General features: G+C 58.2%; 24 protein-coding genes and 1 pseudogene. 13 read left to right on the top strand and 12 right to left on the bottom strand.

Translation table 11 applies throughout. From position 1 onward, the window contains the following. Positions 1-67 precede the first annotated feature (67 nt). A complete protein-coding gene (locus ACM6I5_RS18225; protein WP_017338300.1) occupies positions 68-1,339 on the top strand; it encodes an epoxide hydrolase family protein in 1,272 nt (423 codons plus the stop codon). A 98-nt stretch (positions 1,340-1,437) separates the two neighbouring features. After that, positions 1,438-1,938, top strand: coding sequence for a GNAT family N-acetyltransferase (locus ACM6I5_RS18220; protein WP_031318794.1), 501 nt, complete (start codon positions 1,438-1,440; stop codon positions 1,936-1,938). 130 nt (positions 1,939-2,068) lie between these two features. On the opposite strand, the gene ACM6I5_RS18215 is transcribed toward ACM6I5_RS18220, so the two are convergent. Further along, positions 2,069-2,401, bottom strand: coding sequence for a hypothetical protein (locus tag ACM6I5_RS18215; protein ID WP_017338298.1), 333 nt, complete (start codon positions 2,399-2,401; stop codon positions 2,069-2,071). Positions 2,402-2,602: 201 nt separating this feature from the next. On the opposite strand from ACM6I5_RS18215, the gene ACM6I5_RS18210 reads away from it, so the two are divergent. Together ACM6I5_RS18210 and ACM6I5_RS18205 are read left to right on the top strand one after the other, a co-directional pair. Next, complete coding sequence (locus tag ACM6I5_RS18210) at positions 2,603-2,854, top strand: hypothetical protein (RefSeq protein ID WP_414884340.1); 252 nt, start codon at positions 2,603-2,605, stop codon at positions 2,852-2,854. Positions 2,855-2,891: 37 nt separating this feature from the next. Further along, positions 2,892-3,110: a DUF4287 domain-containing protein gene (locus ACM6I5_RS18205; RefSeq protein ID WP_414884339.1), complete on the top strand. Its 219-nt coding sequence runs from the start codon at positions 2,892-2,894 to the stop codon at positions 3,108-3,110. 55 nt (positions 3,111-3,165) lie between these two features. Here the strand turns inward: ACM6I5_RS18205 and ACM6I5_RS18200 are convergent, their stop codons facing one another. Next, positions 3,166-4,020, bottom strand: coding sequence for a LysR substrate-binding domain-containing protein (locus tag ACM6I5_RS18200; RefSeq protein ID WP_414884338.1), 855 nt, complete (start codon positions 4,018-4,020; stop codon positions 3,166-3,168). Between the two features lie 96 nt (positions 4,021-4,116). Here ACM6I5_RS18200 and ACM6I5_RS18195 point away from each other — a divergent pair, with 96 nt between their 5' ends. Both ACM6I5_RS18195 and ACM6I5_RS18190 read left to right on the top strand, forming a co-directional pair. Next, positions 4,117-4,758, top strand: coding sequence for an FMN-dependent NADH-azoreductase (locus tag ACM6I5_RS18195; protein ID WP_017338294.1), 642 nt, complete (start codon positions 4,117-4,119; stop codon positions 4,756-4,758). Between the two features lie 97 nt (positions 4,759-4,855). After that, positions 4,856-5,533 (top strand): class I SAM-dependent methyltransferase, encoded by a 678-nt coding sequence (locus ACM6I5_RS18190; RefSeq protein WP_414880037.1) that lies wholly within the window; start codon positions 4,856-4,858, stop codon positions 5,531-5,533. Between the two features lie 16 nt (positions 5,534-5,549). On the opposite strand, the gene ACM6I5_RS18185 is transcribed toward ACM6I5_RS18190, so the two are convergent. Then, positions 5,550-6,200: a TetR/AcrR family transcriptional regulator gene (locus ACM6I5_RS18185; RefSeq protein ID WP_017338292.1), complete on the bottom strand. Its 651-nt coding sequence runs from the start codon at positions 6,198-6,200 to the stop codon at positions 5,550-5,552. Positions 6,201-6,326: 126 nt separating this feature from the next. Between ACM6I5_RS18185 and ACM6I5_RS18180 the strand changes: the two genes are divergently transcribed. Further along, positions 6,327-6,752 carry a hypothetical protein gene (locus ACM6I5_RS18180; RefSeq protein WP_414880038.1) on the top strand — a complete coding sequence of 142 codons (426 nt, stop codon included), beginning with the start codon at positions 6,327-6,329 and terminating at the stop codon, positions 6,750-6,752. Between the two features lie 192 nt (positions 6,753-6,944). Here ACM6I5_RS18180 and ACM6I5_RS18175 read toward each other — a convergent pair whose 3' ends face one another. The 3 genes and pseudogenes from ACM6I5_RS18175 to ACM6I5_RS18165 all read right to left on the bottom strand — a co-directional run. Beyond that, the gene (locus tag ACM6I5_RS18175; protein WP_017338290.1) at positions 6,945-7,403 is read right to left on the bottom strand and encodes a MarR family winged helix-turn-helix transcriptional regulator; all 459 of its coding nucleotides are present in this window, start codon (positions 7,401-7,403) and stop codon (positions 6,945-6,947) included. 244 nt (positions 7,404-7,647) lie between these two features. Then, positions 7,648-8,139 carry a VOC family protein gene (locus tag ACM6I5_RS18170; RefSeq protein ID WP_017338289.1) on the bottom strand — a complete coding sequence of 164 codons (492 nt, stop codon included), beginning with the start codon at positions 8,137-8,139 and terminating at the stop codon, positions 7,648-7,650. A gap of 86 nt (positions 8,140-8,225) precedes the next feature. Next, positions 8,226-8,426 (bottom strand): annotated as a pseudogene (locus ACM6I5_RS18165) (dihydrofolate reductase family protein); the annotation flags it as partial. A 297-nt stretch (positions 8,427-8,723) separates the two neighbouring features. On the opposite strand from ACM6I5_RS18165, the gene ACM6I5_RS18160 reads away from it, so the two are divergent. Both ACM6I5_RS18160 and ACM6I5_RS18155 read left to right on the top strand, forming a co-directional pair. Then, positions 8,724-9,902, top strand: a complete 1,179-nt coding sequence (locus tag ACM6I5_RS18160) for a GGDEF domain-containing protein (protein WP_414884337.1) — start codon at positions 8,724-8,726, stop codon at positions 9,900-9,902. Between the two features lie 117 nt (positions 9,903-10,019). Further along, complete coding sequence (locus tag ACM6I5_RS18155) at positions 10,020-10,868, top strand: hypothetical protein (RefSeq protein WP_017338286.1); 849 nt, start codon at positions 10,020-10,022, stop codon at positions 10,866-10,868. A gap of 75 nt (positions 10,869-10,943) precedes the next feature. Here the strand turns inward: ACM6I5_RS18155 and ACM6I5_RS18150 are convergent, their stop codons facing one another. Continuing rightward, a complete protein-coding gene (locus tag ACM6I5_RS18150) occupies positions 10,944-11,336 on the bottom strand; it encodes a GFA family protein (protein ID WP_414880040.1) in 393 nt (130 codons plus the stop codon). A gap of 131 nt (positions 11,337-11,467) precedes the next feature. On the opposite strand from ACM6I5_RS18150, the gene ACM6I5_RS18145 reads away from it, so the two are divergent. Next, a complete protein-coding gene (locus ACM6I5_RS18145; protein ID WP_017338284.1) occupies positions 11,468-11,872 on the top strand; it encodes an antitoxin Xre-like helix-turn-helix domain-containing protein in 405 nt (134 codons plus the stop codon). Continuing rightward, positions 11,866-12,558 (top strand): RES family NAD+ phosphorylase, encoded by a 693-nt coding sequence (locus tag ACM6I5_RS18140; protein ID WP_017338283.1) that lies wholly within the window; start codon positions 11,866-11,868, stop codon positions 12,556-12,558. The genes ACM6I5_RS18145 and ACM6I5_RS18140 overlap by 7 nt, the downstream gene beginning before the upstream one ends. Positions 12,559-12,621: 63 nt before the next feature. On the opposite strand, the gene ACM6I5_RS18135 is transcribed toward ACM6I5_RS18140, so the two are convergent. Genes ACM6I5_RS18135 through ACM6I5_RS18120 form a run of 4 tightly spaced genes read right to left on the bottom strand, consistent with a single transcriptional unit; the run spans position 12,622 to position 16,940 of the window. Then, positions 12,622-13,278, bottom strand: coding sequence for a DUF2931 family protein (locus ACM6I5_RS18135; RefSeq protein WP_017338282.1), 657 nt, complete (start codon positions 13,276-13,278; stop codon positions 12,622-12,624). Beyond that, positions 13,278-14,810, bottom strand: coding sequence for a phospholipase effector Tle1 domain-containing protein (locus ACM6I5_RS18130; protein WP_414884336.1), 1,533 nt, complete (start codon positions 14,808-14,810; stop codon positions 13,278-13,280). Before ACM6I5_RS18130 ends, ACM6I5_RS18135 begins: the two co-directional genes overlap by 1 nt. Then, positions 14,734-15,390: a DUF2931 family protein gene (locus ACM6I5_RS18125; RefSeq protein ID WP_052909711.1), complete on the bottom strand. Its 657-nt coding sequence runs from the start codon at positions 15,388-15,390 to the stop codon at positions 14,734-14,736. Before ACM6I5_RS18125 ends, ACM6I5_RS18130 begins: the two co-directional genes overlap by 77 nt. Next, the gene (locus tag ACM6I5_RS18120; protein WP_414884335.1) at positions 15,390-16,940 is read right to left on the bottom strand and encodes a T6SS phospholipase effector Tle1-like catalytic domain-containing protein; all 1,551 of its coding nucleotides are present in this window, start codon (positions 16,938-16,940) and stop codon (positions 15,390-15,392) included. Before ACM6I5_RS18120 ends, ACM6I5_RS18125 begins: the two co-directional genes overlap by 1 nt. A gap of 218 nt (positions 16,941-17,158) precedes the next feature. Here ACM6I5_RS18120 and ACM6I5_RS18115 point away from each other — a divergent pair, with 218 nt between their 5' ends. Together ACM6I5_RS18115 and ACM6I5_RS18110 are read left to right on the top strand one after the other, a co-directional pair. After that, positions 17,159-17,521: a hypothetical protein gene (locus ACM6I5_RS18115; RefSeq protein WP_008040440.1), complete on the top strand. Its 363-nt coding sequence runs from the start codon at positions 17,159-17,161 to the stop codon at positions 17,519-17,521. 428 nt (positions 17,522-17,949) lie between these two features. Continuing rightward, positions 17,950-18,486: a cupin gene (locus tag ACM6I5_RS18110; RefSeq protein ID WP_414880044.1), complete on the top strand. Its 537-nt coding sequence runs from the start codon at positions 17,950-17,952 to the stop codon at positions 18,484-18,486. Positions 18,487-18,528: 42 nt separating this feature from the next. On the opposite strand, the gene ACM6I5_RS18105 is transcribed toward ACM6I5_RS18110, so the two are convergent. Beyond that, positions 18,529-20,202: an MFS transporter gene (locus ACM6I5_RS18105; protein WP_414884334.1), complete on the bottom strand. Its 1,674-nt coding sequence runs from the start codon at positions 20,200-20,202 to the stop codon at positions 18,529-18,531. Positions 20,203-20,325: the final 123 nt, after the last annotated feature.

Here is a 20,325-nt window from a genome sequence, read left to right as displayed (position 1 = left end):
TGCGCACGGTTGAACTAACCTTCAATTTCCAATGATGTCCAGCATGCCCTCATTCGAGGAAGTGAATATGAAATTCGCATTCGTCGCTGCCGCAGTCGCCGTCATGCTCACCTCATCGCTTCCCGCCAATGCGGTCGCCACTGAAGAGACCGAAGCCATCCGCCCTTTTCAGATCCACGTTCCTGACCGCGATCTGGCGGATCTGCGTGAGCGCATTGCGGCGACCCGCTGGCCGGATAAAGAGACGGTTTCCGATCGGTCCCAGGGCGCTCAACTGGAACAATTGAAGGCGCTGGTTCACTACTGGGGCACGAGTTACGACTGGCGCAAAGTCGAGGCCCGGCTCAACGCCTTGCCGCAGTACGTCACGACGATCGATGGCGTGGACATCCATTTCATCTGGGTGCGCTCTCCCCGTCCGAACGCTTTGCCGTTGATCATGACCCACGGTTGGCCAGGCTCCATTCTCGAGTTTATTGATGTCGTCGGCCCGCTCTCCGACCCCGTCGCTCACGGGGGCAACGCGGCGGATGCATTTGATGTGGTGATTCCGTCGATCCCTGGCTATGGCTTCTCCGGAAAACCGACGGGGATTGGCTGGGACCCGGATCATATTGCACGGGCCTGGGCGCAGTTGATGAAACGCCTCGAGTACACGCGGTACGTCGCCCAGGGTGGCGACTGGGGTGGCCCGATCACCAGCGCGATGGCGCGCCAGGCACCGGCCGGATTGCTCGGCATTCACCTCAACCTGCCGGCCACAATTCCGCCGGAAGCGACTGCGGCACTCGCTGCGGGCGGGCCGGCACCGGAGAACTTCTCCGCGCAGGAGCGCGCCACCTTCGACGCCGTTGCCACACTGATCAAGCAGGGCAACCTGGCGTACAGCGCAATGATGGCCGCAAGACCGCAGATGATGGGCTACGGCGTAGCGGATTCACCGAGCTTTCTCGCGGCGCTCCTGCTCGTTCACCCGGGATTTTCAAAATGGATGTACGGCGCCGACGCTCAACAGCTGCCGACAAAGGATCAAGTGCTGGATAACTTCACGTTGTACTGGCTCACGAACAGCGCCGCTTCGGCAGGACGGCTGTATTGGGAAAACAAAGGGCGCAGCCCCCTTTCCTCTGCGGCACAGAAGACCACCGAGATTTCCCTGCCAGTGGCGGTCACAGTGTTTCCAGATGACGTTTATTTCCCTCCGGAAACCTGGGCCCGACGCGCCTACAGCCGTCTGATCTACTTCCATCAAGCCGACAAAGGCGGTCACTTTGCAGCCTGGGAACAGCCCCGCCTCTTTACTGAAGAACTTCGCACAGCGTTCAAGTCTCTGCGTTAGCGGTGCCTGGTATGCGTGAGAGGATGCTGGCGGCCAGGAGCGGACCGGTGTCCCACTGCACAATGATCCAGGTTGTTTACCAAGGAGGGAGCGTACTTATGAAGCCCGTCAGAATCAGGACTCTGGAAAGCACGGATGCTGAAGCGTTGCTGACATTTGAATTGGACAATCGCGAGTGGTTCGAGCGCCACATTGACGCGCGTGACGCTGCTTTCTACTCGACGCGGGGTGTCACCGAGCACATCACGGCTTATTTGTCCGATTATGCCGCCGGAACCTGGCACCCTTTTGTCATCGAAGACGCTGGCAGGAAAATCGTGGGTCGGGCGAACCTGAAAGGCATCGATACGGCAGAACGGTCGGCAGAAGTCGGCTATCGAATTGCTCAAAGTGCGTGTGGTCAAGGACTGGCCACGCAGGCGGTGGAGCATCTGATCCAGGAGGCGCGGTTGCGTTGGAACCTTAAACAACTGGTTGCCAATGTATACGCCGCAAATATCGGCTCGGCAAAGGTACTTGCGCGCTGTGGCTTCTTGATCGAGCATCCATCCGGGCAAGAAGGGACAGCCCAGGAATATCGATTTGGCCTGTCGATTTAGACGAGTGGAAAAACAGCTATCGTTTATTCGCAGACAAAAAAAACCCCGCCACCGAATGCGGTGCGGGGCAAAAAATTGGTTGGTTGCGGCCAACCAAAGGAGCTCTGTAGAAAACGTTTACGTACCGGGGTTAGATGCAGTCCTGTGCGGCGCGTTCAAAACTGGAAGGCAACAAGTTCGAGGCCAACAAGTGCCGCTCGTAGATGAACACCTTGCCGCCGTTGCCGGCCTTGTAGGCTTCCAGCACGTTGTCCGCCGAGACTTTGCTCGGCACCACGATCCGGTAGCTGCGCTGGGTCTGCGAGACGGTCGGGTTGCCCTGCAATTTCGGTACAACGCATTCAGCGTATTGGGCCGGGGTCTTGCTGGTCTGCAAGGTCAGGGTCGGGTCGTTCGGCGCGGAGGCACAACCGGCGAGCAACAAGGCGCCGAAGGCCATGGCAGGCACACTTAAAAGACGCATCGGTCTCATCCTGAAAGGTTCGTTCATCAAATCACGCAAATTTTCGTGAGTGGTGTGTCGTTGGAGGTGATTTTCCGGGTATTGCGAACAAAGTAGAACTTGCGTTTCTTGATGGTCACTATTACCTCTAACAATAGTTGCGCGCCGTGCCGGCGGATGAATACTCAATCGCCACTGGAAACGATGGATGAGGAACTCTCCTTGAGAACGTTTGACTTGATTCGTGACGCTGTTTTGCCCGATTTCCGTGATCGGGTGGCCGAGTACCTGGTGCAGTACGAAACCGTACTACTGGGCAAACCGGCGCCCGACCTGGAGCTGGAGCAGGCCACCGCCAATCAGTTGCGCGGGTATTTGCGCGGGCTGAATACCACGCGGGTGCTGGGTATGGCGGATTGGGAGGAGCTGGATCGGCGGGTGGTGAATACGTGGCTTTTAACGATCGACCAATGACAGAAGCAGCACACAAAACCAAAAAGGAGTTTGCGTCATGACCGACGATTCAAAACTAAAAGGACCAGCGTCGTACTTCCCCTCTATTGAAAAAAAGTATGGGCAGCCGATCACCCACTGGCTAAGCCTGCTCAAAACAGTCAGCGGCAAGAAGCATATGGAAATGGTGGCCTTGCTCAAGACTGAACACGGCATGGGCCATGGCCATGCCAACGCATTGGTTGCGTACTTTTTAGCGAGCGCTAAAACCGACTGACGAGAGGGGTCGCATCGATATCGCAGCATTCGATACCAAGCCTTTGAAATGACTGTCAGGCCCTGCGCGCAGAGCAATACGCCACAATAAGCTGAGTGAACGCTGCCACTATCGCCTGGTCCGCTTCAGGTGAGGTAAACAACCGAAACTCCGCATCAGGCAACTCCGGCAACCCTTGTTCCGCCCCAAGAACCACCAGTCCTTGCCTCAACTGGCTGAGTGGCATGGGCGCTACCGCGAAGCCTGCAAGCGCCGCTGCCTGCAACCCGGCCGTGCTGCTGCATAACATGGCCGTGCGTTGGGCGATGCCCGCCTGAGCCAGTCGCTTCAGCGCTGCCTCGCGATAAGGGCACGGCTCGGGGAACAGGGCCAGCGGCAACGGCGTCGGTAGCTGCGTGACGGGTTGCGCCGACCAGGCCCACACCAACGGTTCTTGCCATAGCAAAAGACCCGCTGCGCTGGTTTCGCACAGCGAACCGATGACCAACTCCAGATGCCCTTGCTTCATCAGCGCCAGTAACGTGCCAGGAATGCTCACTTGCACGTCGATCTCCATCCCTGGGTACTGCGCGGCGAAATCCTGAAAAGTGCGCAGTAGTCGAGATTCGACAAAATCCTCGGACACCCCGATCCGCAGTCGCCCGTGAAATGGCGTACGCGTCAGTTCTGCCCAGGCATCACGATTCAACACAAGGATCGTGCGCGCATAAGACAGCAGGCGCTCGCCATCGGGCGTCAGTTGCTGGGAGCGGGTGGTCCGCGTCAACAGCGGTTTACCAACCTGTTCTTCCAGTCGCCGCACATGGCCACTGACCGCAGATTGAGTAAGGTGCAGCTTTTCAGCTGCACGACTGAAGCCTTCTTCATCGACGACAGCGACAAATGTTTTGAGCAGCAGGGTATCGAACATAGTTTTATACGTGATCAATCGAGTACTAATTTACGATTTATATTTCAAATACAACTATGTTGCAATGCCTCCCTACCCCACCACTCGAGGCGCGCCATGACTACTCTTCTGCATATTGAATGTTCTCCACGCAAGCAGCGTTCGGCGTCCCTTGAAGTCGCCCGCCGCTTCATCTCGCGTTATCAAGAACACATCCCGAACACCGAAATCCTCACGCTCGACCTCTGGAACATGGCGTTGCCGGAATTCGATGACCTGGCCATGGAAGCCAAATACGCAGGACTCAATGGCACTGCCTTGACCCCGGCGCAACAGGAGGCCTGGAACACTTTGAAAGACCTGGCTGCGCACTTGCACCGTGCGGATGTGCTGGTGATGTCCGTACCGCTTTGGAATTTCAGTATCCCGTACAAACTCAAGCACTTCATCGACCTGGTTTCGCAGAAAGACATCCTGTTCAGCTTCGACCCGGAACGCGGCCTGGAAGGCATGCTGCACAACAAAACCGCCGTGGTGGCGTACGCCCGCGGCCTGGATTTTTCGGCGCAGTCGATCACGCCGGCGGAGCGTTTCGACTTTCAGAAGCCTTATGTGGAAGCCTGGCTGCAATTCATCGGCGTGACCGATGTGCATTCGGTGATTGTGGAAAAAACCATCCTGGGGGAAGACGTTGATCGTGGCGCGCGCGAGGCTGCGACTCGGCAGGCCAGGAAACTGGCAGATGAGATCTGTCGCTGACGCTTCAGCATCAAGGCCCCCATCGCGACTGCCCAACCCCATTCGCCCATCAACATTTGACCTATCCTTTATCCAACCCAGAACGCCGGTCACCGCCATGTCCGCCCCCGAATCCACCCTCCTCCAAAGTTGGCACCTTAATGCCCGGTCCTGGATCGAAGCCATCCGCGCCGGCACCATAGAAAGCCGCCACACGGTCACAGACCAGGCCATCCTGCTGGCGGTGCTGGGCCGTCAACCCGAGCGCGTGCTCGACCTGGGCTGCGGTGAGGGCTGGCTGTTGCGTGCGTTGACGGAACGTTCCATCGAGGCAGTCGGTGTGGATGGCGATGCAACGCTGGTCGAAGCGGCCCGTGCGGCGGGAACTTCTGTGGTGCATTTGGCGAGTTATGAAGCGTTGGCGGAGGCAAAAGTCGATATCGGTCGTGACTACAACCTGATCTGCGCCAACTTCGCCTTGCTGCACCAGGACATCATCCCTCTGCTCGCCGCCATGCCTCCCCTGCTCGCCCCAGACGGTGCGCTGGTGATCCAGACACTGCATCCGTGGGCCGCAGCGGCGGGGAATTATCAGGATGGCTGGCGCACAGAGACCTTTGCCGGGTTCAAGGGGCAGTGGCAACCCATGCCCTGGTATTTCCGCACCTTGTCCAGCTGGCTCAATGCCTTGGACATGGCCGGTTTTCGGTTGGCCGGCCTGCAAGAGCCGCAGCACCCACAAAGTCCCGTGCCGCAGTCGTTGCTATTGATCGCCGAGCCTATACGCCGAGGATGAGCGATGGCGCCCGGCATCACTTTCGCTTTTGCCGCGCCTGTTCCTCCTCCGCCAGCGCCTGACGAACCAGCGCTCTCGCCGCCCAGGCAGCGGCATCGAGTGATTCTTCAACGCTCGCGCCACTGATATCGCGCACGGCGATCAACGCTTCAGTGCCGATGACGATCGACAGCGCCTGCTTCAGGCGTTTGCGCGCACGGGGTGTGAGCACGTCCTTCAGCGAGTCGACGATCGGCTCGATGTAGCTCATCCGTCGGCCCGGCCGCAGGGGTTCGTGGGTCTCGCTTTCCAGCCACACCGACATGAACGAACGTTCCATCACGTGCAGGCCGATCTCGTCGTCGATCAAGAGTGTGTTCAACGCGTTCGCGGCCAGGCCAATGCCCTTTACCGGATCGTCTCCCGGCCGCCAGAAGCTTTCCAGCGGCTTCATTTCGCGATCGGCGGCCAGCTCGCTGATCAACGCCTCGGTCGAGGGAAAGTAGCGATAGGCCGTGGCGCGCGAAACCATTGCGCGCTCGGCCACTTGCGCAACCGTCGGGTGAAGGCCCTCGTCGCGCAAGGCGACGGCGGCATCGATCAGCGCCTGGCGAGTTCGCAGCTTCTGGTTGGTGCGACCTTGCGTACCGCCGTTGGGGTTCGACGGGCTTGACTTCGGTATGGACATGGAATATATGAGACTCTGTCTTTTCGTGAGATACAGTCTCACAATAGACGTACAGCAACCAACCTGCAAGGTTGCCCATTATGTTTCAGCAACTGAACGCGCCTCAGGGCGCATGAGGTGTATGCCATGAATCACAACCTCCGTTCGCGGACCTGGTTTCGGCTCGCTGCGATCTACTTTGCGCTTGGCGTGATGCTGGGCGTGGCGATGGGCGCTTCCGGCGACCACTCGCTGTTCGCGGTACATGCCCATGTCAATCTGTTGGGATGGGTGTCGATGGCCCTGTTCGGCATCATCGGCACCGCGCACCCGTCAATCACCGAAGGGCGCGTGGCGGCTGCCCAGTTCTGGACGTACAACGTGGCCGTCCCGGTGATGCTCGGCGCGCTGACGCTGCGCCTCAAGGGCTTTGCGTCGGTCGAGCCATTGATTGCTGGCGCATCCGTCCTGATTGGCTGCAGTGTGCTGCTGTTTGTGTGGCTGGTGTTTTCGCGCATCGGTGTCACGGCGGAGCACTTGAACAGCGCGTCACGGGAATCGCGCCTGTCATAACGAAGGACCAGCAGGCGTTTTTGGGCAGCGTATCGGTGCGAGGGAGATTGACCTCGAATTGGGCTGCTGCCCTTCTCACTTCGCCGACATCTTGCACAAAAGGTTCGAAGATAAAGGGCAGCGCGTTGGCGGAAATACCGATGCCGTTATCGCTGGGTCGCCCCTCTGAAACACTATCGAAGCTCCGCCCTCTTACTCCCTGTCTTTCGTCGAACGGATGAGATTGCCCCGCAATTTCACAATCGCCTTCTGCATTTTCACGAAGTCGTCGGGGTCAAGACCGGTTTGCGGGAAGCCCTCTTCCGAGAGCCCTTCACGCAGCTTTCGCCCCTCTTTCGTGAGGCTGATCCGCACCTGGCGTTCGTCTTCCGGGTCGCGCTGGCGCAGCACATAACCCATCGCTTCCAGCTTCTTCAGGATCGGCGTGAGGGTGTTGGACTCCAGGAACAGCTTTTCGCCGAGGCTGCCAACGGTCTGGTTGTCTTCCTCCCACAGTGCAACGAGGGTGATGTATTGCGTATAGGTCAGCCCGAGCCGTTCGAGCATTGGCTTATAAGCCTTGCCGAAGGCGAGATTGGATGAATAGACCGCAAAACACAGGAATTCGGAGAGCTTCAGGTCGAGGGCGGCTGGCTTGTCGGTGGTTTTCATGGGGCGTTCTCTTTGGCCAATCTTGCAAGGCTGAAACTCTACATCGTATGCGATGGTATCGGAAGTGCGTCAACCATCGACGGGTTCCGCGCGGGCGTTCCAGGCCTGTAGCAGCCGACGGCCGGTTGACCGGGATGAACCGGATGAGCCGGCCGTGACCAGCATGCTGACTACTTACTCGCGCTTGCGTCACCGGGGCAAGGGGTGAGCCACGAGTCGGCACTCACCCTTCCATATCCGTCCCTTAAAGACCTGCAGCACGCCCAACCGCCGCTTCAATCGCCGCAACATCAATCTTCCCCATCGTCATCATCGCGTCGAACGCGCGCTTGGCTGTCGCTCGATCGGGATGTTTGATCGCCGCTGTCAGCACACGCGGGGTGATCTGCCATGACAGTCCCCACTTGTCCTGGCACCAGCCGCAGACGTTTTCCTGGCCGCCGTTTCCGACAATCGCGTTCCACAAGCGGTCCGTTTCGGCCTGGTCATCGGTCGCCACCTGGAACGAGAACGCCTCGTTGTGCTTGACCCCCGACCCGCCGTTCAGCCCCAGGCACGGGATGCCCATCACCGTGAATTCGACGGTCAGGACATCGCCCTGCTTGCCCGCCGGGTAGTCGCCGGGTGCGCGAAGGACTGTGCCCACCGCGCTGTCCGGGAACGTCTTGGCGTAGAAGGTCGCGGCGTCCAGTGCGTCGCCGTCGTACCAGAGACAAATGGTGTTTTTACTGGTCATTTTGCTTCTCCAACAATGGGCTGACATTTCATTCTAGCCAAGCAGTCAGCCAGGCAAATGAAGGCGGCCAATACTGGCGCCTGTTGCTACTCAACGTCTTCGAACGTTCCGGTGCACACCTCGCCGCTGCGCAGGTATCGGGTGATCAGTACCCCCGTCGGCGTGGTGCTCGAATGCACCAATGTGAAGGCCGATGCCACTGCAGTGTCGTCAAACAGGCGCTTGCCACGCCCCGGCACGACGGGAAAAATCATCAGCCGAAGTTCGTCCACCAACCCGGCTGCCAGCCGCCGCGAAGATGTCATAGGTGCGACGCCCCAGCAGCAACTCGAACGGCTGCGAGACTGATGAGCGCGGCAACGGTGAGTGTGCGCATGGGTCTTCTCCCGGTTCGTCTTCGTGAACGTTTGTGTACAGGGAACGCCGACAGGCGCAGTGACCGTGCAATGCATTCCCTGCCCCATAGTCGAACGGGGAACTGCGGGATCGACAGTGCGATATCCAGATAACGAGCCACTGCGAAAAAGAGTCTCGAACGCTACAATCACAGCCCTTAACCGCAAATCAGGCAAACCCGTCAGGCTATGGCGCTCGACCCTCCAACGATGTTGACCCTCTCGATCGCCCTGGCAGCGGCGGCCGCGCTGTATCTGGCGGTGGAGTGGCGCAGCATTCGTGAGCCCTCGCTGCTGTTCTGGAGTGCGGGGTTTGCGACGATCACCGTGGGCTCGACACTTGCGTTGCTGCGCGGCAGCGGGCTTTTGCTGATCGGCATCTGGTTCGCCAACGGCCTGTTGGTGACGGCCCACTGGCTTTTCCTGCTCGGCGTGGCGCGCTTCACGCAGGTGCGTCTTTCTCGCGCCTGGTACCTGATCTTTGTCGCCTGGCTTGCCATGCTGTTGCTGCCCGACGAACCGTCCTGGTCGAAGATCATGCTGGTGGCCAACTCGCTGCTGGTCGCCCTGCCCACGCTCAGGGCCAGCTTCCTCCTGCGCCCCCACGGCAAGTCGTTGAGCGTGGGGGCGGTGCAGCTGCGTTATGTGCTGCTGACTCACGGGCTGTTCTACTTCATCAAGGCGATATCGGTTGTCGTTCCGGGCACGCTGATCGACCTGGCGGCCTTTCGTGGCGAGATCATCCAGATTTCTTTGGTCGAGGGTGCGATGGCGATCATGTTGATCGCGCTCTCGATGACCGGCACCGAGCGCTATCGACGGGAGAAACGGATCGCCCGACTGGCCGCGCGTGATCCGTTGACCGCCCTGTACAACCGCCGTGCCCTCGAGGTACGGGCGTCGCGTCTGCTGGACGACGTCTCGAGCACTCGACCGGGCGCCCTGCTGCTGATCGATATCGATAACTTCAAACTGGTCAACGACCTCTACGGCCATACCGCCGGCGACCAGTTGCTCATCGCGCTGAGCGAGATGATTCGTTCGGTGCTGCCAGAAGGCGCGCTGGCAGCGCGGTTGGGGGGTGACGAGTTCGTCATTCTGTTAAATAACACATCGAGCGAACAGATCGTGGGGCTGGGCAACGCACTGCGTGAGCTGTTTCACCACACGGCCTCACAGACATTCGCCACGCCTGAACGGGTCACCTTGAGCATCGGTGCCAACCTGTTTGACCAGCCGCCAACGAGTCTGGCGGCATTGATCGAGCAAGGCGATACCGCGCTGTATGAATCCAAGCGTGGCGGACGCGACCGCATCCGCCTGGTGGATCGGACCCTCGCGAGCAGCGAGCCGCAGCAGGCCCGTTGATTGGCCATTTGTTGCATTGCTGATACATGGAAATGCCAGATTCACACTTTCAGCGTACCTTGTCCCCCATTGAGCATCTCAACGCGGCCGCCTGGGCCTCCTCGTCAAGGAAGAACAATGATCATTGCTTCAACTTCAACGAATGCGGCGATGTCTGCCTACACCTCTGCCGTCGATGCAAAGGCTGCGGCCGATGCGCAAAAACGCGTCACGCAAGATGATCAGGCCAAGCCGCAGAACGATGATTCAGTGAGTCTGTCCAGCACCTCTACCGAGTACAGCAACTCGATCGCGGGCAACGCGCCGTTCTTCCCGGTGCGTTCGGGGATGAACGCCGATGCACTTGTCCTGGGCGCCTCCAAGCCTGGTGCGATCTCCAGTTCCAAGGACAAGACCTTTGCCGAAGTGGCCGCTGATGCCCGCAAGCGCATGGACGAAAAATACGCACTGATGACCGCCAGCGGCAAACCCTACACCGGCAGCGATGAAGACCGTAATGCGTTGATGGGCGATCTGGACCGACGTTCGCTGAACGCCGTCGCCACCAATCAGGGCGGGAAATTCACCGCACAGGAACAAGCCTCGGCGCAAGCCTTGATGCGCCAGCAAGCCCGGCTCGCCACCGGTTATTACAGCGGCCCGGCGGATCAGCAAAAAAACTGGAAAGACCCGTTCATCAATGATCCTTTCGGTCGAGCCACAGCGGCGCTGGCATTTATGGACAACATGAGTCCTGAAGAAAAAGCCACCCCTGAGTGGCTCTCCCAGCATTTGTCGCTGGAAGCGGCATTGAATCAGAGCGGTGGCACGGACCCTGCCGAGAAAAAGACCGGGCACTTTCACAACCTGGCTGAAATTCTTGCGGGCATCGTGACGGACGGATCTGACAGCGAAAAATCCAGTGCAGCCAAGCATGCAGATCCAAGCGTCGAGATTCTGAAGAAGCTGCAATCGTTGACGTCGTGACACTGGTGGAGCGCGGGCTTGCTGGCTGAGCGTTCCGGACGAAAGGCATGACGCCCTCGCGCCTTTCGTCGCGCCCTACTCCTCAAAACGCCCCGTGCCCTCACGGTCGCGCGCGTATTTTCTCGTGAGCGGAAACGACGGCAACCAGGACTCGCGACGGGTGATCCAGCTTTCGTAAGTGGGCGTCAGTTGGTCGGGAGCATCCAGGGATCCCAGGCTCACTTCGATTTCGTCGTCGCTGCGGGCGAAAACCGAAGAACCACAGCGCGGACAGAAACACCGCCCGGCGTAGTCGCGAGTTTCACCGGTGATCGTCACCGCGTCCTGCGGGAATATCGCGCAAGCGTGAAACAGCGCGCCATGGTGCTTGCGGCAGTCGAGACAGTGGCACAGGCCAACCCGGTAAGGGCGTCCCGACGCTTCAATTCGAACGTTGCCGCACAGGCAACCGCCGGTAAAACGGTCCATGTTGCGCCTCCTCTCATTCGTACGGTCGCTAGGTTTATAACGATAGCAGCCTCCACTGGTCGCGATGAACTTGCTCTATAGACGCTTTTTACCTAACTTTGAATCCATGGATTCAAAAAGAGGTATTGGATATGGCCGTTGCCCTCCAGCAACAAGCCTTCAGCAAGCGCCAGTGTGTAACGGGCCTGCGGGCCGCTGTCGGCATCCTCGAAAAGTGGGGAGCGTCCAGCGATCAGGCCTGCCGTATCCTGCGCATTTCCCGCAGCACCTACACCCGCGCACGGCAGCTCGATCCCGACTGGGCCGTGGCGCTGGACGCGGACCAGATGCAACGCATCAGTTTTGTGCTCAACATCCACGCCGCCTTGCGCCTGGTGTTCGATAACCCGGAGAACGTCTACGGCTTCCCGTCGATGGCCAACGATAACGAATTCTTCAACGGTCGCTCGCCGCTCGAGATCATGGCTCAGGGCGATATGATTTCGCTGTATGAAACCTTTCGGCGCATCGACGTGCTGCGTGGTGCGCAATGGTGAGGCTGAGCGAACTGGCAGAACTTGCCGGTGAGCCATTGCAGGCCTATCGACTGGTCAATTCCAAGTTCCCGCCGGTGGCGTTGTTTGATGATGTCGCCGACGCCGACGAGTTCGAGGTGCTGTATCAGATACAGGAACTCACCAACCCCAGGTTGAAAAATGAAGTGGGTCGCCTTGAGCTGATTCGCCGCAGTGAAATCCCGTTCGGTATTCCAGGCTGCTCTTACGCCACAGCACCATTCACCCACGTCAACCCCGCGGGTTCGCGGTTCAGCGATGGCCGTTTCGGGGTGCTGTACCTGGCGGACACACTGGAAACGGCATTGGCCGAAGTGAAGCATCACCAGAGTCTGTACTGGTCGAACGTGCCGGGCCTGAACTATGAGCGGTTCGTTTTCCGGGGGTTGTCCTGCTCTTTTGTGGATGCAGGGATGAAGGATGCGACGTCCATTGCGATGACCGACCCTGTTTATGATCCGGACGATTACACGCATTCCCGGCATTTGGGGAAGTTGGTCAAAGAGGCGGGTTGTCCCGGGCTTCGTTACAACTCAGTGCGAATGCACGGCAGTCATTGCTGGGCACTGATGACGCCGAAGCCGGTTTTATCGGTTGTTCAGGCGGCGCATTACGAGATGATCTGGAATGGGCAGGTGACGAGTGTCAGTCAGATCAGTGAAGCATGACGGCGTAATGCGGGAATGAAAACGGGCGCCTTGATAGGCGCCCGTTTTTTTGTGCGGTGATGATTACCAGCTGCCGTAGGGGATGCCGAATTGTTCGACGTAGCGTTTCGCCTTTTCACTGACTGGATAGGCGTACTGCCCCTGACTTTTTCCTTGGTCTGGGCCCAACGGTTCTATTTCTGCTTGAGCATGAGCGACCTTGATTGCCTTCATACATTTGTCCGCGACCCACACCTGAACGACGCCCCCCGGCGCTACACCGACATACACCAGCGCGACATTGCCTGCTGGTTCATCCGGCGTTGAAGGACAAGGCTCATTCAGCGTATCGCGCATGATTTGTCGGGCTTGCTCTGGAATGTCGACCCAGGCGCGGTACGTTTGTGGCTCCACGATGGACTGCCAACGGACGAAGATTCGTTTCGGTAAGTCTGCACCGACAACTTCGCGAATCCCCCCCGTAATCTCACCCCACCCTCTTGCGGACTCCGTACCATTTTCTGGCTCGCCCCCCGCTGCCGTACCGCCACCCGTGCGACGGAACAATTTGCCGTTAACGTCTTCGACCGCACTGTCTTCAACCCAGGCTTTCATGTAATACGGTTCGTTGAAACTGAGGCTCCACCATTTTCTGGTGAGCTCCGTTTCGGGCGTTGCGAGATTTGTGGCCTGGCAGCCAGAAACCAGTAACAGTCCTACAAGCAATCCCAACAAACGCATTAAAATGTTCTCCAGCTTGAATCCGGTACATGAGGGTGACGTACGCGCACACCACTTTCGGTCGGTGCATTCGTGTAGCGGAGATTCACCCCGCGCTCACGAGTCGATCCCACTGGATTGCTCCAATTGGCAGACATATGGATGTAGCGCAATCTGAGCAGTTTCTCCTCCGCAGGCATAACCTGGTAATTGCCCCCGAGGAACCTGTCGCAGAGTGGTTGAAGCTCTGATGGAACGGAATACTGAGAGGTTTTCGGAACATCCTTGAACTGCACCCCCTTCTCCTTGGCCAGTTTATGCATCAAGTGCAGATACACCACTGACAGCTTCCCACTAACCGGACGCTTGAGTTGCAAACCTGCGTACACCCGCACCTGCCTGAACCCGGATGTCTGCTCTTCCCTCGACAATGAACTCGGTTTCGGAGTCACGATTTCCAGCATTGCTTCTGGCCAGCCATTGGCGACCCAACTCGCTTTCTGCTGCTGGGCATCACGATAAATCGAAGTGGTTTGAATGTCGGTTCCCTGTCGCACCGTCATGGCCTGCATTGGGCTGACCAGTACGCACTCTTCCACTTCTTCCCGATAACCTCCACCGATATCCGAATGCACACCGGGAACGGGTATTTCCGTATGCGCGGGAATGACTGTGCTTAACGTAAAGTTGGCCCGATGCTCGTCCCGTGCAGTCAATTGAATGACATCGGTAAAGTACTTGCGGTCAAGGTACAGTTTGATCCCCGGTGCTACCGGACTTTGGATGTTACCTATGTTTGTGATCCCCGCGACCGAGGGCACGGTATCGAACAGGCCGATGAACCCCATGATGATTTCGCTGTTGTACCGGGCATCGAAACTGGAGCTGAACCCCTTGGGGTTGCTGCGGAGCACTTCGCCCAGAGGCCCTAGTTTGCAACGTACGATTTCATTGGCGAAATGTCGGGCAGCGGCGGCACCTCGACTGAACCCGAAGGTGTCGAATGTGTGCGATGTAATCTCGCCGTCAGGATTGCGATCGATTGCTTCCTTGATCAGTGCTTTCATGGCGACAAACGTTTTTTGTACCTTCCCCGCTACGCCTGCGTCTCCTCGCCCGGTCGCCGCGGCACCCATGCTGTCTTCAGCGCCCGCATCGGTGCCGATCCCGTCTACGTAGAGACTGCGCTGTACGAGTTTGGATGACGCATCGTTTCCGGCTACTTCCGCTGTCGGATAGAGCTCATACAGCTTGAAAACATTACTCACATCATTCCCATAACTCCCCTCCGGATCCGCCATATACGGCTTGCAGCTCGCATCGACGTCTTCCGGGCGAATCGGGTGATGGGCGCCGCACAATAATCCTGACGCAGAGTTACCCGCATTGTTCAGCGTTCCGTCAAAGAACACGCCAATGCGCAACGCAACTCTGAATGCGCCTTGATAGGCGCCCGTTTTTTTTGTGCGGTGATGATTACCAGCTGCCGTAGGGGATGCCGAATTGTTCGACGTAGCGTTTGGACTCGTCGGACAACGGGTAATAGTTGCCACCGGATTTTCCGAGGTGGGGTCCCAAGGGTTCTATTTCTGCTTGGGCACGAGCAACCTTGACTGACTTCAAGCATTTATCAGTCACCCACACCTGTACGATGCCGCCGGGGGCAAGTCCGAGGTAAACCATGGTTATGTAGTTGGCTGGCTCGTCGGGCGTCGCCGGGCATCGCTCATTGACCGAGGCGTGCATGATCTGCCGTGCTTCTTCGGGTATATCGACCCACCCACGATAGGTCTTCGACTCGACAACCGACTGCCATCGGACAAAGATGCGTTTCGGTAGATCTGCTCCAACTACGCCACGGATGCCGCTGCTTATATATTTACTCCAGCCACGAGCTGCTTCGGTACCGTCCTCGGAGTCATGGCTACCTGCTGTGCCTCCACCCGTTCGATTAAACCGCTTGCCGTTGATGTCTTCTACGGCAGAGTCTTCCACCCATACCTTCATGTAGGCGGGCTCAACGAAGCTGAGGCTCCACCATTGATCTTTAGGGTCGTTTTCGCTGGAAAGTGGGTCGGCTGCCTGACATCCGGCTACAAAAAACGCGCCCAGTAATATTAGGATCGAGCGCATTAAAACGTTCTCCAGTTAGAGTCAGATACATGAGGATGTCGCACCCGAATGCCATCGTCAGTGGGTGCATTGGTGTAACGAACAGTCACGCCGCGTTCGCGGCTAGCGCCAATAGGATTATTCCAATTGGCAGAAGTATGAATGTATTTGAGTTTCAATAGCTTTTCTTCACCGGGATCAAGTTGGTAATTCCCGGCGAGGATCTTGGCGCAAATTGGTTGAAGCTCAGAAGGTAAACTGTACGCGGGATCGTTCTCATCAAGCGCTTCAAACTGAACGCCGTTCTCTTTAGCCAATTTGTACATCAAGCGTAAATACACCAACGATAGTTTGCCGCTGACTGCGCGCTTGAGTTGCACTCCTGCATACACCCGTAGTTCCTTTGGTCCTAACCTCCGCTGCTCATTGTCATGTGCCAATGTTGGCTTTGGAGTGATCACATCCAGCATCGTCTCAGGCCAACCGTCGGCGACCATTTTTGCTTTTTTCTGTATTGCATCCCGGTAGATGGATGTAGTTTTGACATCGGTACCATTGGGGACCGTGAGTGCCTGCATAGGGCTGACCAGCACGCACTCCTCCACTTCCTCACGGTAACCACCGCCAATATCGGAGTGCACCCCTGGTACCGGGATTTCAGTATGCGCAGGAATCACTGTGCTCAACGCAAAATTGGCACGGCGTTCGTCACGGGCGGTAATTTGAACGACATCGGTAAAGTATTTGCGGTCCAGGTAAAGCTTGATTCCAGGAGCGACTGGACTCTGGATATTCCCAAGATTGGTGAATCCCGCGACAGAAGGAACAGTATCAAACAGACCGATGAAGCCCATCAGAATTTCGCTGTTGTACTGACCTGTAAAGCTGGCGCTAAAACCATTGGGACTGCTACGCAACACCTCTCCCAGTGGCCCCTTCTGGCAGCGCACGACCTCATTTGCAAAATGCCTGGCCGCCGCAGCTCCTCGACTGAAACCAAACGTATCGAAGGTTAGCGAAGTGATTTCACCGCAGGGGTTTTGATCGACGACTTGTTTGATCAGGACTTTCAGCCGAGAAAATGCGTTTTGGACCTTACTCGCGACACCCGTTTCACCCCGTCCGGTGGCGGCATTACCAAAGCTGTCTTTGCTCCCGCTTTCCGTACCGATGCCGTCGATGTACAGACTTCGCAACGCCAGTGTAGGCGTGCCTTCCCCCTTCACATCTTTGTTGGCTGGGTACAGTTCATACAGTCTGAAAACATTACTCACATCATTCCCATAGCTCCCCTCCGGATCCGCCATATACGGCTTGCAGCTCGCATCGACGTCTTCCGGGCGAATCGGGTGATGGGCGCCGCACAATAATCCTGACGCAGAGTTACCCGCATTGTTCAGCGTTCCGTCAAAGAACACGCCAATGCGCAACGCAACTCTGACTTTTTCCTTCGCCGCCGCCGGTGCCTTGCCGTATTTCTCATACTCGGCCCAGCGCTTGGCGTGGATGTCGACGGGTTTGGCTTCGTCGTAGCGGAAGTTTTTCGGGGGGTTGGGTACGTATCCACTCATTCCTTGATCACCTGGCTCCTTGGTGCAACGGGCGCTGAGGGTGCCACTGTGGATCCAATCAAGCAACGCGTAGCCAGGTGCCATCACTCGGACGACATGGGCCTCGTCCATCTATTGGTTTCGTCAATGGTCACCATTAATTCAATGAAGTTCTCTTAAAAATTCTGCGGCGTAACATCGCCTCCATACCAAACAACTACACCCCGGAGCACACCATCATGAAACGCCAACTCTTCCTCAGCATCGCTTTCTCGGTTTTTGCAGTTAACGCTTTTGCCGCTTCTTCTGCTCACCCGGTTGTCGCTGAAGGCGGCTCGGATCGTCTGATTGAAAGCCGTGTGGCTGAGGGTGGTTCGGATCGTCTGATCGAAAACCGCGTCGCCGAAGGTGGCTCCGACCGCCTGATCGAAAACCGCGTCGCCGAAGGTGGCTCTGACCGCCTGATCGAAAACCGCGTTGCAGAAGGTGGTTCCGACCGCCTGATCGAAAACCGCGTTGCCGAAGGTGGTTCCGACCGCCTGATCGAAAACCGCGTTGCAGAAGGTGGTTCCGACCGCCTGATCGAAAGCCGCGCTGTATGAATGAATAGCCTTAACGCAGAACTCGACAAAAAGCCCGGCCTGATCAGCCGGGCTTTTTCTTGCTCAAAATAAATGAATGTCCTTCATTGAGATGAAGCCGCAACACGCCTCTCGCGTATCGCGCCAGCCCGATCTTGATGCCGACCAGGATGGGCCCGGCGCGCTGCGACGTTAACGATAACGCGTGCTGAATGAACGCGCTGTGAACCTCCATCGCTGGCAAGCCAGCTCCCACAGCGGATTTTTAGCGAGCATGACATGGGTGTTCACCGCCGATGACCTACTGTCGTCCGGTTGATTCGGGCTGGTGCCCACACATTCTTTCTCGGAGAAGTGCGAACCTTCAGATACTGTTCGTCTGCCGAGCCGAATTCGCCACCGGGTCACTGGTCACACCGGAATCAGCGTCAACCGCTCCGGAGATTCCCATGGCACGTTCGCATTCCCTCCCCGCCCCCGCGCAACCCCTGTTGCTCGAAGCCAACGACTGGGTGCCCAACAATCCGCGCCTGCCGGTACTCATTTACCCCAAGGCCATTGCCGTCCAGGGCAACGATCCGGCGGCGCTGTTCGAGAAAACGTTCAAGGCCAATGGCTGGCCACCGCAATGGCGTTACGGGGTCTACGACTTTCACCACTATCACACCGAAGGCCATGAAGTGCTTGGCATCGCCAGCGGTCATGCGCGTTTGATGCTGGGCGGTCCGGACGGTCATGTACTGGAAGTCAGTGCGGGTGATGTGGTGCTGCTGCCAGCGGGCACGGGCCACTGCAACCTGGGTTCAAGCGACGATTTTCTGGTAGTCGGTGCCTACCCGCCCGGGCAGCACGCCGATATTTGCCGCGAGGCACCGAGTGCCGAGCAACAGGCAAGCATCAACACGCTGCCGTTTCCCGAGCGCGATCCGGTGCAGGGCGAGGATGGGGCGGTCGGCCAGCACTGGGTCAGCCAGCATCAGCCATGACAACCTCGCCCTCTCCCCCGCGAGAGAGGGCGAACGCCAGCCCTAGGTGTGATGAATTTCCCGATCCTTGGTTTCCGGCAGGAAGAACGTACCGAGTATTGCAGTCAACACCGCAATGACAATCGGGTACCACAACCCGTAGTAGATATCCCCCGTGGCCGCGACCATGGCAAATGCCACCGTCGGCAGGAAGCCGCCGAACCAACCGTTGCCGATGTGGTACGGCAGCGACATCGAGGTGTAACGGATGCGCGCCGGGAACAGTTCCACCAGCCACGCAGCGATCGGACCGTAGACCATGGTCACGTAGATCACCAGGATAGTCAGCAGTAACAACACCATCGGGTAATTGGTCTTGGCCGGGTCAGCCTTCTCGGGGTAACCGGCGTCCTTGAGGGCAGTGCCGAGGGTGGCGGTGAAGGCGTCGTTGCGGGTCTTGAAGTCGGCGGCCGGCATGCCGGTGCCTTCGAAGCTCGGGATCACTTTGTCGCCGATACGAACCTGGGCGACTGCGCCCGGCTCAGCCTTCACGTTTTTATAGGGAATGGCCCGCTTCGCCAGCACCGTTTTGGCGAGGTCGCAGGAACTGGTGAATCTGGCTTTACCCACCGGGTCGAACTGGAACGAGCACTGGTCCGGATCAGCGACCACCGTGACCGGATTCTTATCCTGGGCGATGAACACGTCAGGGTTACCGTACTGGGTCAACGCGTGGAAGATCGGGAAGTAGGTCACCGCCGCCAGGATGCAGCCCGCCATGATGATGCCCTTGCGACCGATGCGGTCGGACAGGCTGCCGAATATCACGAAAAACGGCGTGCCGATCAGCAGGGAGCCGGCAATCAGCAAGTTGGCGGTCTGCGCGTCGATCTTCAGGGTCTGCAGCAGGAAGAACAGCGCGTAGAACTGCCCGGTGTACCAGACGACGGCCTGGCCAGCCGTACCGCCGAGCAAAGCCATGATCACAATCTTCAGGTTTTCCCAGCGAGCGAAGGATTCAGTCAGCGGCGCCTTGGACGCCTTGCCCTCAGCCTTCATCTTCAAGAACACCGGCGACTCACTGAGTTGCAGGCGGATGTACACCGAGACGATCAGCAACAGGATCGACAGCAGGAACGGAATCCGCCAGCCCCAGGCCTCGAAGGCTTCAGTGCCGAGAATCGTGCGGCAGGCGAGGATCACCAGCAGCGACAGGAACAGACCGAGGGTCGCGGTGGTTTGTATCCACGAGGTGAAATAACCGCGCCGCCCCTTCGGCGCATGCTCGGCCACGTAGGTCGCCGCCCCGCCGTATTCACCGCCCAGGGCCAGGCCTTGCAGCAGGCGCAGGGTAATCAGGATGATCGGTGCAGCCACGCCGATGGTCGCGTAGCCCGGCAGAAAACCGACGATGGCAGTGGAGACACCCATGATGACAATGGTGATCAGGAAGGTGTGCTTGCGCCCGATCATGTCGCCCAGTCGGCCGAACACAATCGCGCCGAAGGGCCGCACGGCAAACCCCGCCGCGAACGCGAGCAGCGCGAAGATGAAGGACGTGGTCTCGTTGACGCCGGCGAAAAAGTGCTTGGCGATGATCGCCGCGAGGGAACCGTAAAGGTAGAAGTCGTACCATTCGAACACAGTGCCCAGGGACGAGGCGAAGATGACTTTGCGCTCCTCCCTGGTGATCCCGTGGTTGGGCACGTTGCCCGTGGTGGTGTCGATTGCGGCCATGAGTCTTCTCCGTCTTGCTCTTGTTGTAGGCCGGAGCACCTCACTACCATCGTCGTACCCAGGCCCTGGGCTGAAGTCATCGGATTACCGATTTCATGAAGCCTGGCAACAGGCTGACCGCCT

Source organism: Pseudomonas sp. IT-P171, from assembly GCF_949767765.1.
Lineage (GTDB): Bacteria > Pseudomonadota > Gammaproteobacteria > Pseudomonadales > Pseudomonadaceae > Aquipseudomonas > Aquipseudomonas fluorescens_B.
The sequence above is the reverse complement of the archived record's forward strand: the minus strand, read 5'-3'. Positions and strand labels throughout refer to the sequence as shown.

Coding starts and splice junctions, on each gene's coding strand:
- ACM6I5_RS18225 (WP_017338300.1), top strand. CDS start 68: ATGAAATTCGCATTCGTCGCTGCCGCAGTCGCCGTCATGCTCACCTCA.
- ACM6I5_RS18220 (WP_031318794.1), top strand. CDS start 1,438: ATGAAGCCCGTCAGAATCAGGACTCTGGAAAGCACGGATGCTGAAGCG.
- ACM6I5_RS18215 (WP_017338298.1), bottom strand. CDS start 2,401: ATGCGTCTTTTAAGTGTGCCTGCCATGGCCTTCGGCGCCTTGTTGCTC.
- ACM6I5_RS18205 (WP_414884339.1), top strand. CDS start 2,892: ATGACCGACGATTCAAAACTAAAAGGACCAGCGTCGTACTTCCCCTCT.
- ACM6I5_RS18200 (WP_414884338.1), bottom strand. CDS start 4,020: ATGTTCGATACCCTGCTGCTCAAAACATTTGTCGCTGTCGTCGATGAA.
- ACM6I5_RS18195 (WP_017338294.1), top strand. CDS start 4,117: ATGACTACTCTTCTGCATATTGAATGTTCTCCACGCAAGCAGCGTTCG.
- ACM6I5_RS18190 (WP_414880037.1), top strand. CDS start 4,856: ATGTCCGCCCCCGAATCCACCCTCCTCCAAAGTTGGCACCTTAATGCC.
- ACM6I5_RS18185 (WP_017338292.1), bottom strand. CDS start 6,200: ATGTCCATACCGAAGTCAAGCCCGTCGAACCCCAACGGCGGTACGCAA.
- ACM6I5_RS18180 (WP_414880038.1), top strand. CDS start 6,327: ATGAATCACAACCTCCGTTCGCGGACCTGGTTTCGGCTCGCTGCGATC.
- ACM6I5_RS18175 (WP_017338290.1), bottom strand. CDS start 7,403: ATGAAAACCACCGACAAGCCAGCCGCCCTCGACCTGAAGCTCTCCGAA.
- ACM6I5_RS18170 (WP_017338289.1), bottom strand. CDS start 8,139: ATGACCAGTAAAAACACCATTTGTCTCTGGTACGACGGCGACGCACTG.
- ACM6I5_RS18160 (WP_414884337.1), top strand. CDS start 8,724: ATGGCGCTCGACCCTCCAACGATGTTGACCCTCTCGATCGCCCTGGCA.
- ACM6I5_RS18155 (WP_017338286.1), top strand. CDS start 10,020: ATGATCATTGCTTCAACTTCAACGAATGCGGCGATGTCTGCCTACACC.
- ACM6I5_RS18150 (WP_414880040.1), bottom strand. CDS start 11,336: ATGGACCGTTTTACCGGCGGTTGCCTGTGCGGCAACGTTCGAATTGAA.
- ACM6I5_RS18145 (WP_017338284.1), top strand. CDS start 11,468: ATGGCCGTTGCCCTCCAGCAACAAGCCTTCAGCAAGCGCCAGTGTGTA.
- ACM6I5_RS18140 (WP_017338283.1), top strand. CDS start 11,866: ATGGTGAGGCTGAGCGAACTGGCAGAACTTGCCGGTGAGCCATTGCAG.
- ACM6I5_RS18135 (WP_017338282.1), bottom strand. CDS start 13,278: ATGCGTTTGTTGGGATTGCTTGTAGGACTGTTACTGGTTTCTGGCTGC.
- ACM6I5_RS18125 (WP_052909711.1), bottom strand. CDS start 15,390: ATGCGCTCGATCCTAATATTACTGGGCGCGTTTTTTGTAGCCGGATGT.
- ACM6I5_RS18120 (WP_414884335.1), bottom strand. CDS start 16,940: ATGAGTGGATACGTACCCAACCCCCCGAAAAACTTCCGCTACGACGAA.
- ACM6I5_RS18115 (WP_008040440.1), top strand. CDS start 17,159: ATGAAACGCCAACTCTTCCTCAGCATCGCTTTCTCGGTTTTTGCAGTT.
- ACM6I5_RS18110 (WP_414880044.1), top strand. CDS start 17,950: ATGGCACGTTCGCATTCCCTCCCCGCCCCCGCGCAACCCCTGTTGCTC.
- ACM6I5_RS18105 (WP_414884334.1), bottom strand. CDS start 20,202: ATGGCCGCAATCGACACCACCACGGGCAACGTGCCCAACCACGGGATC.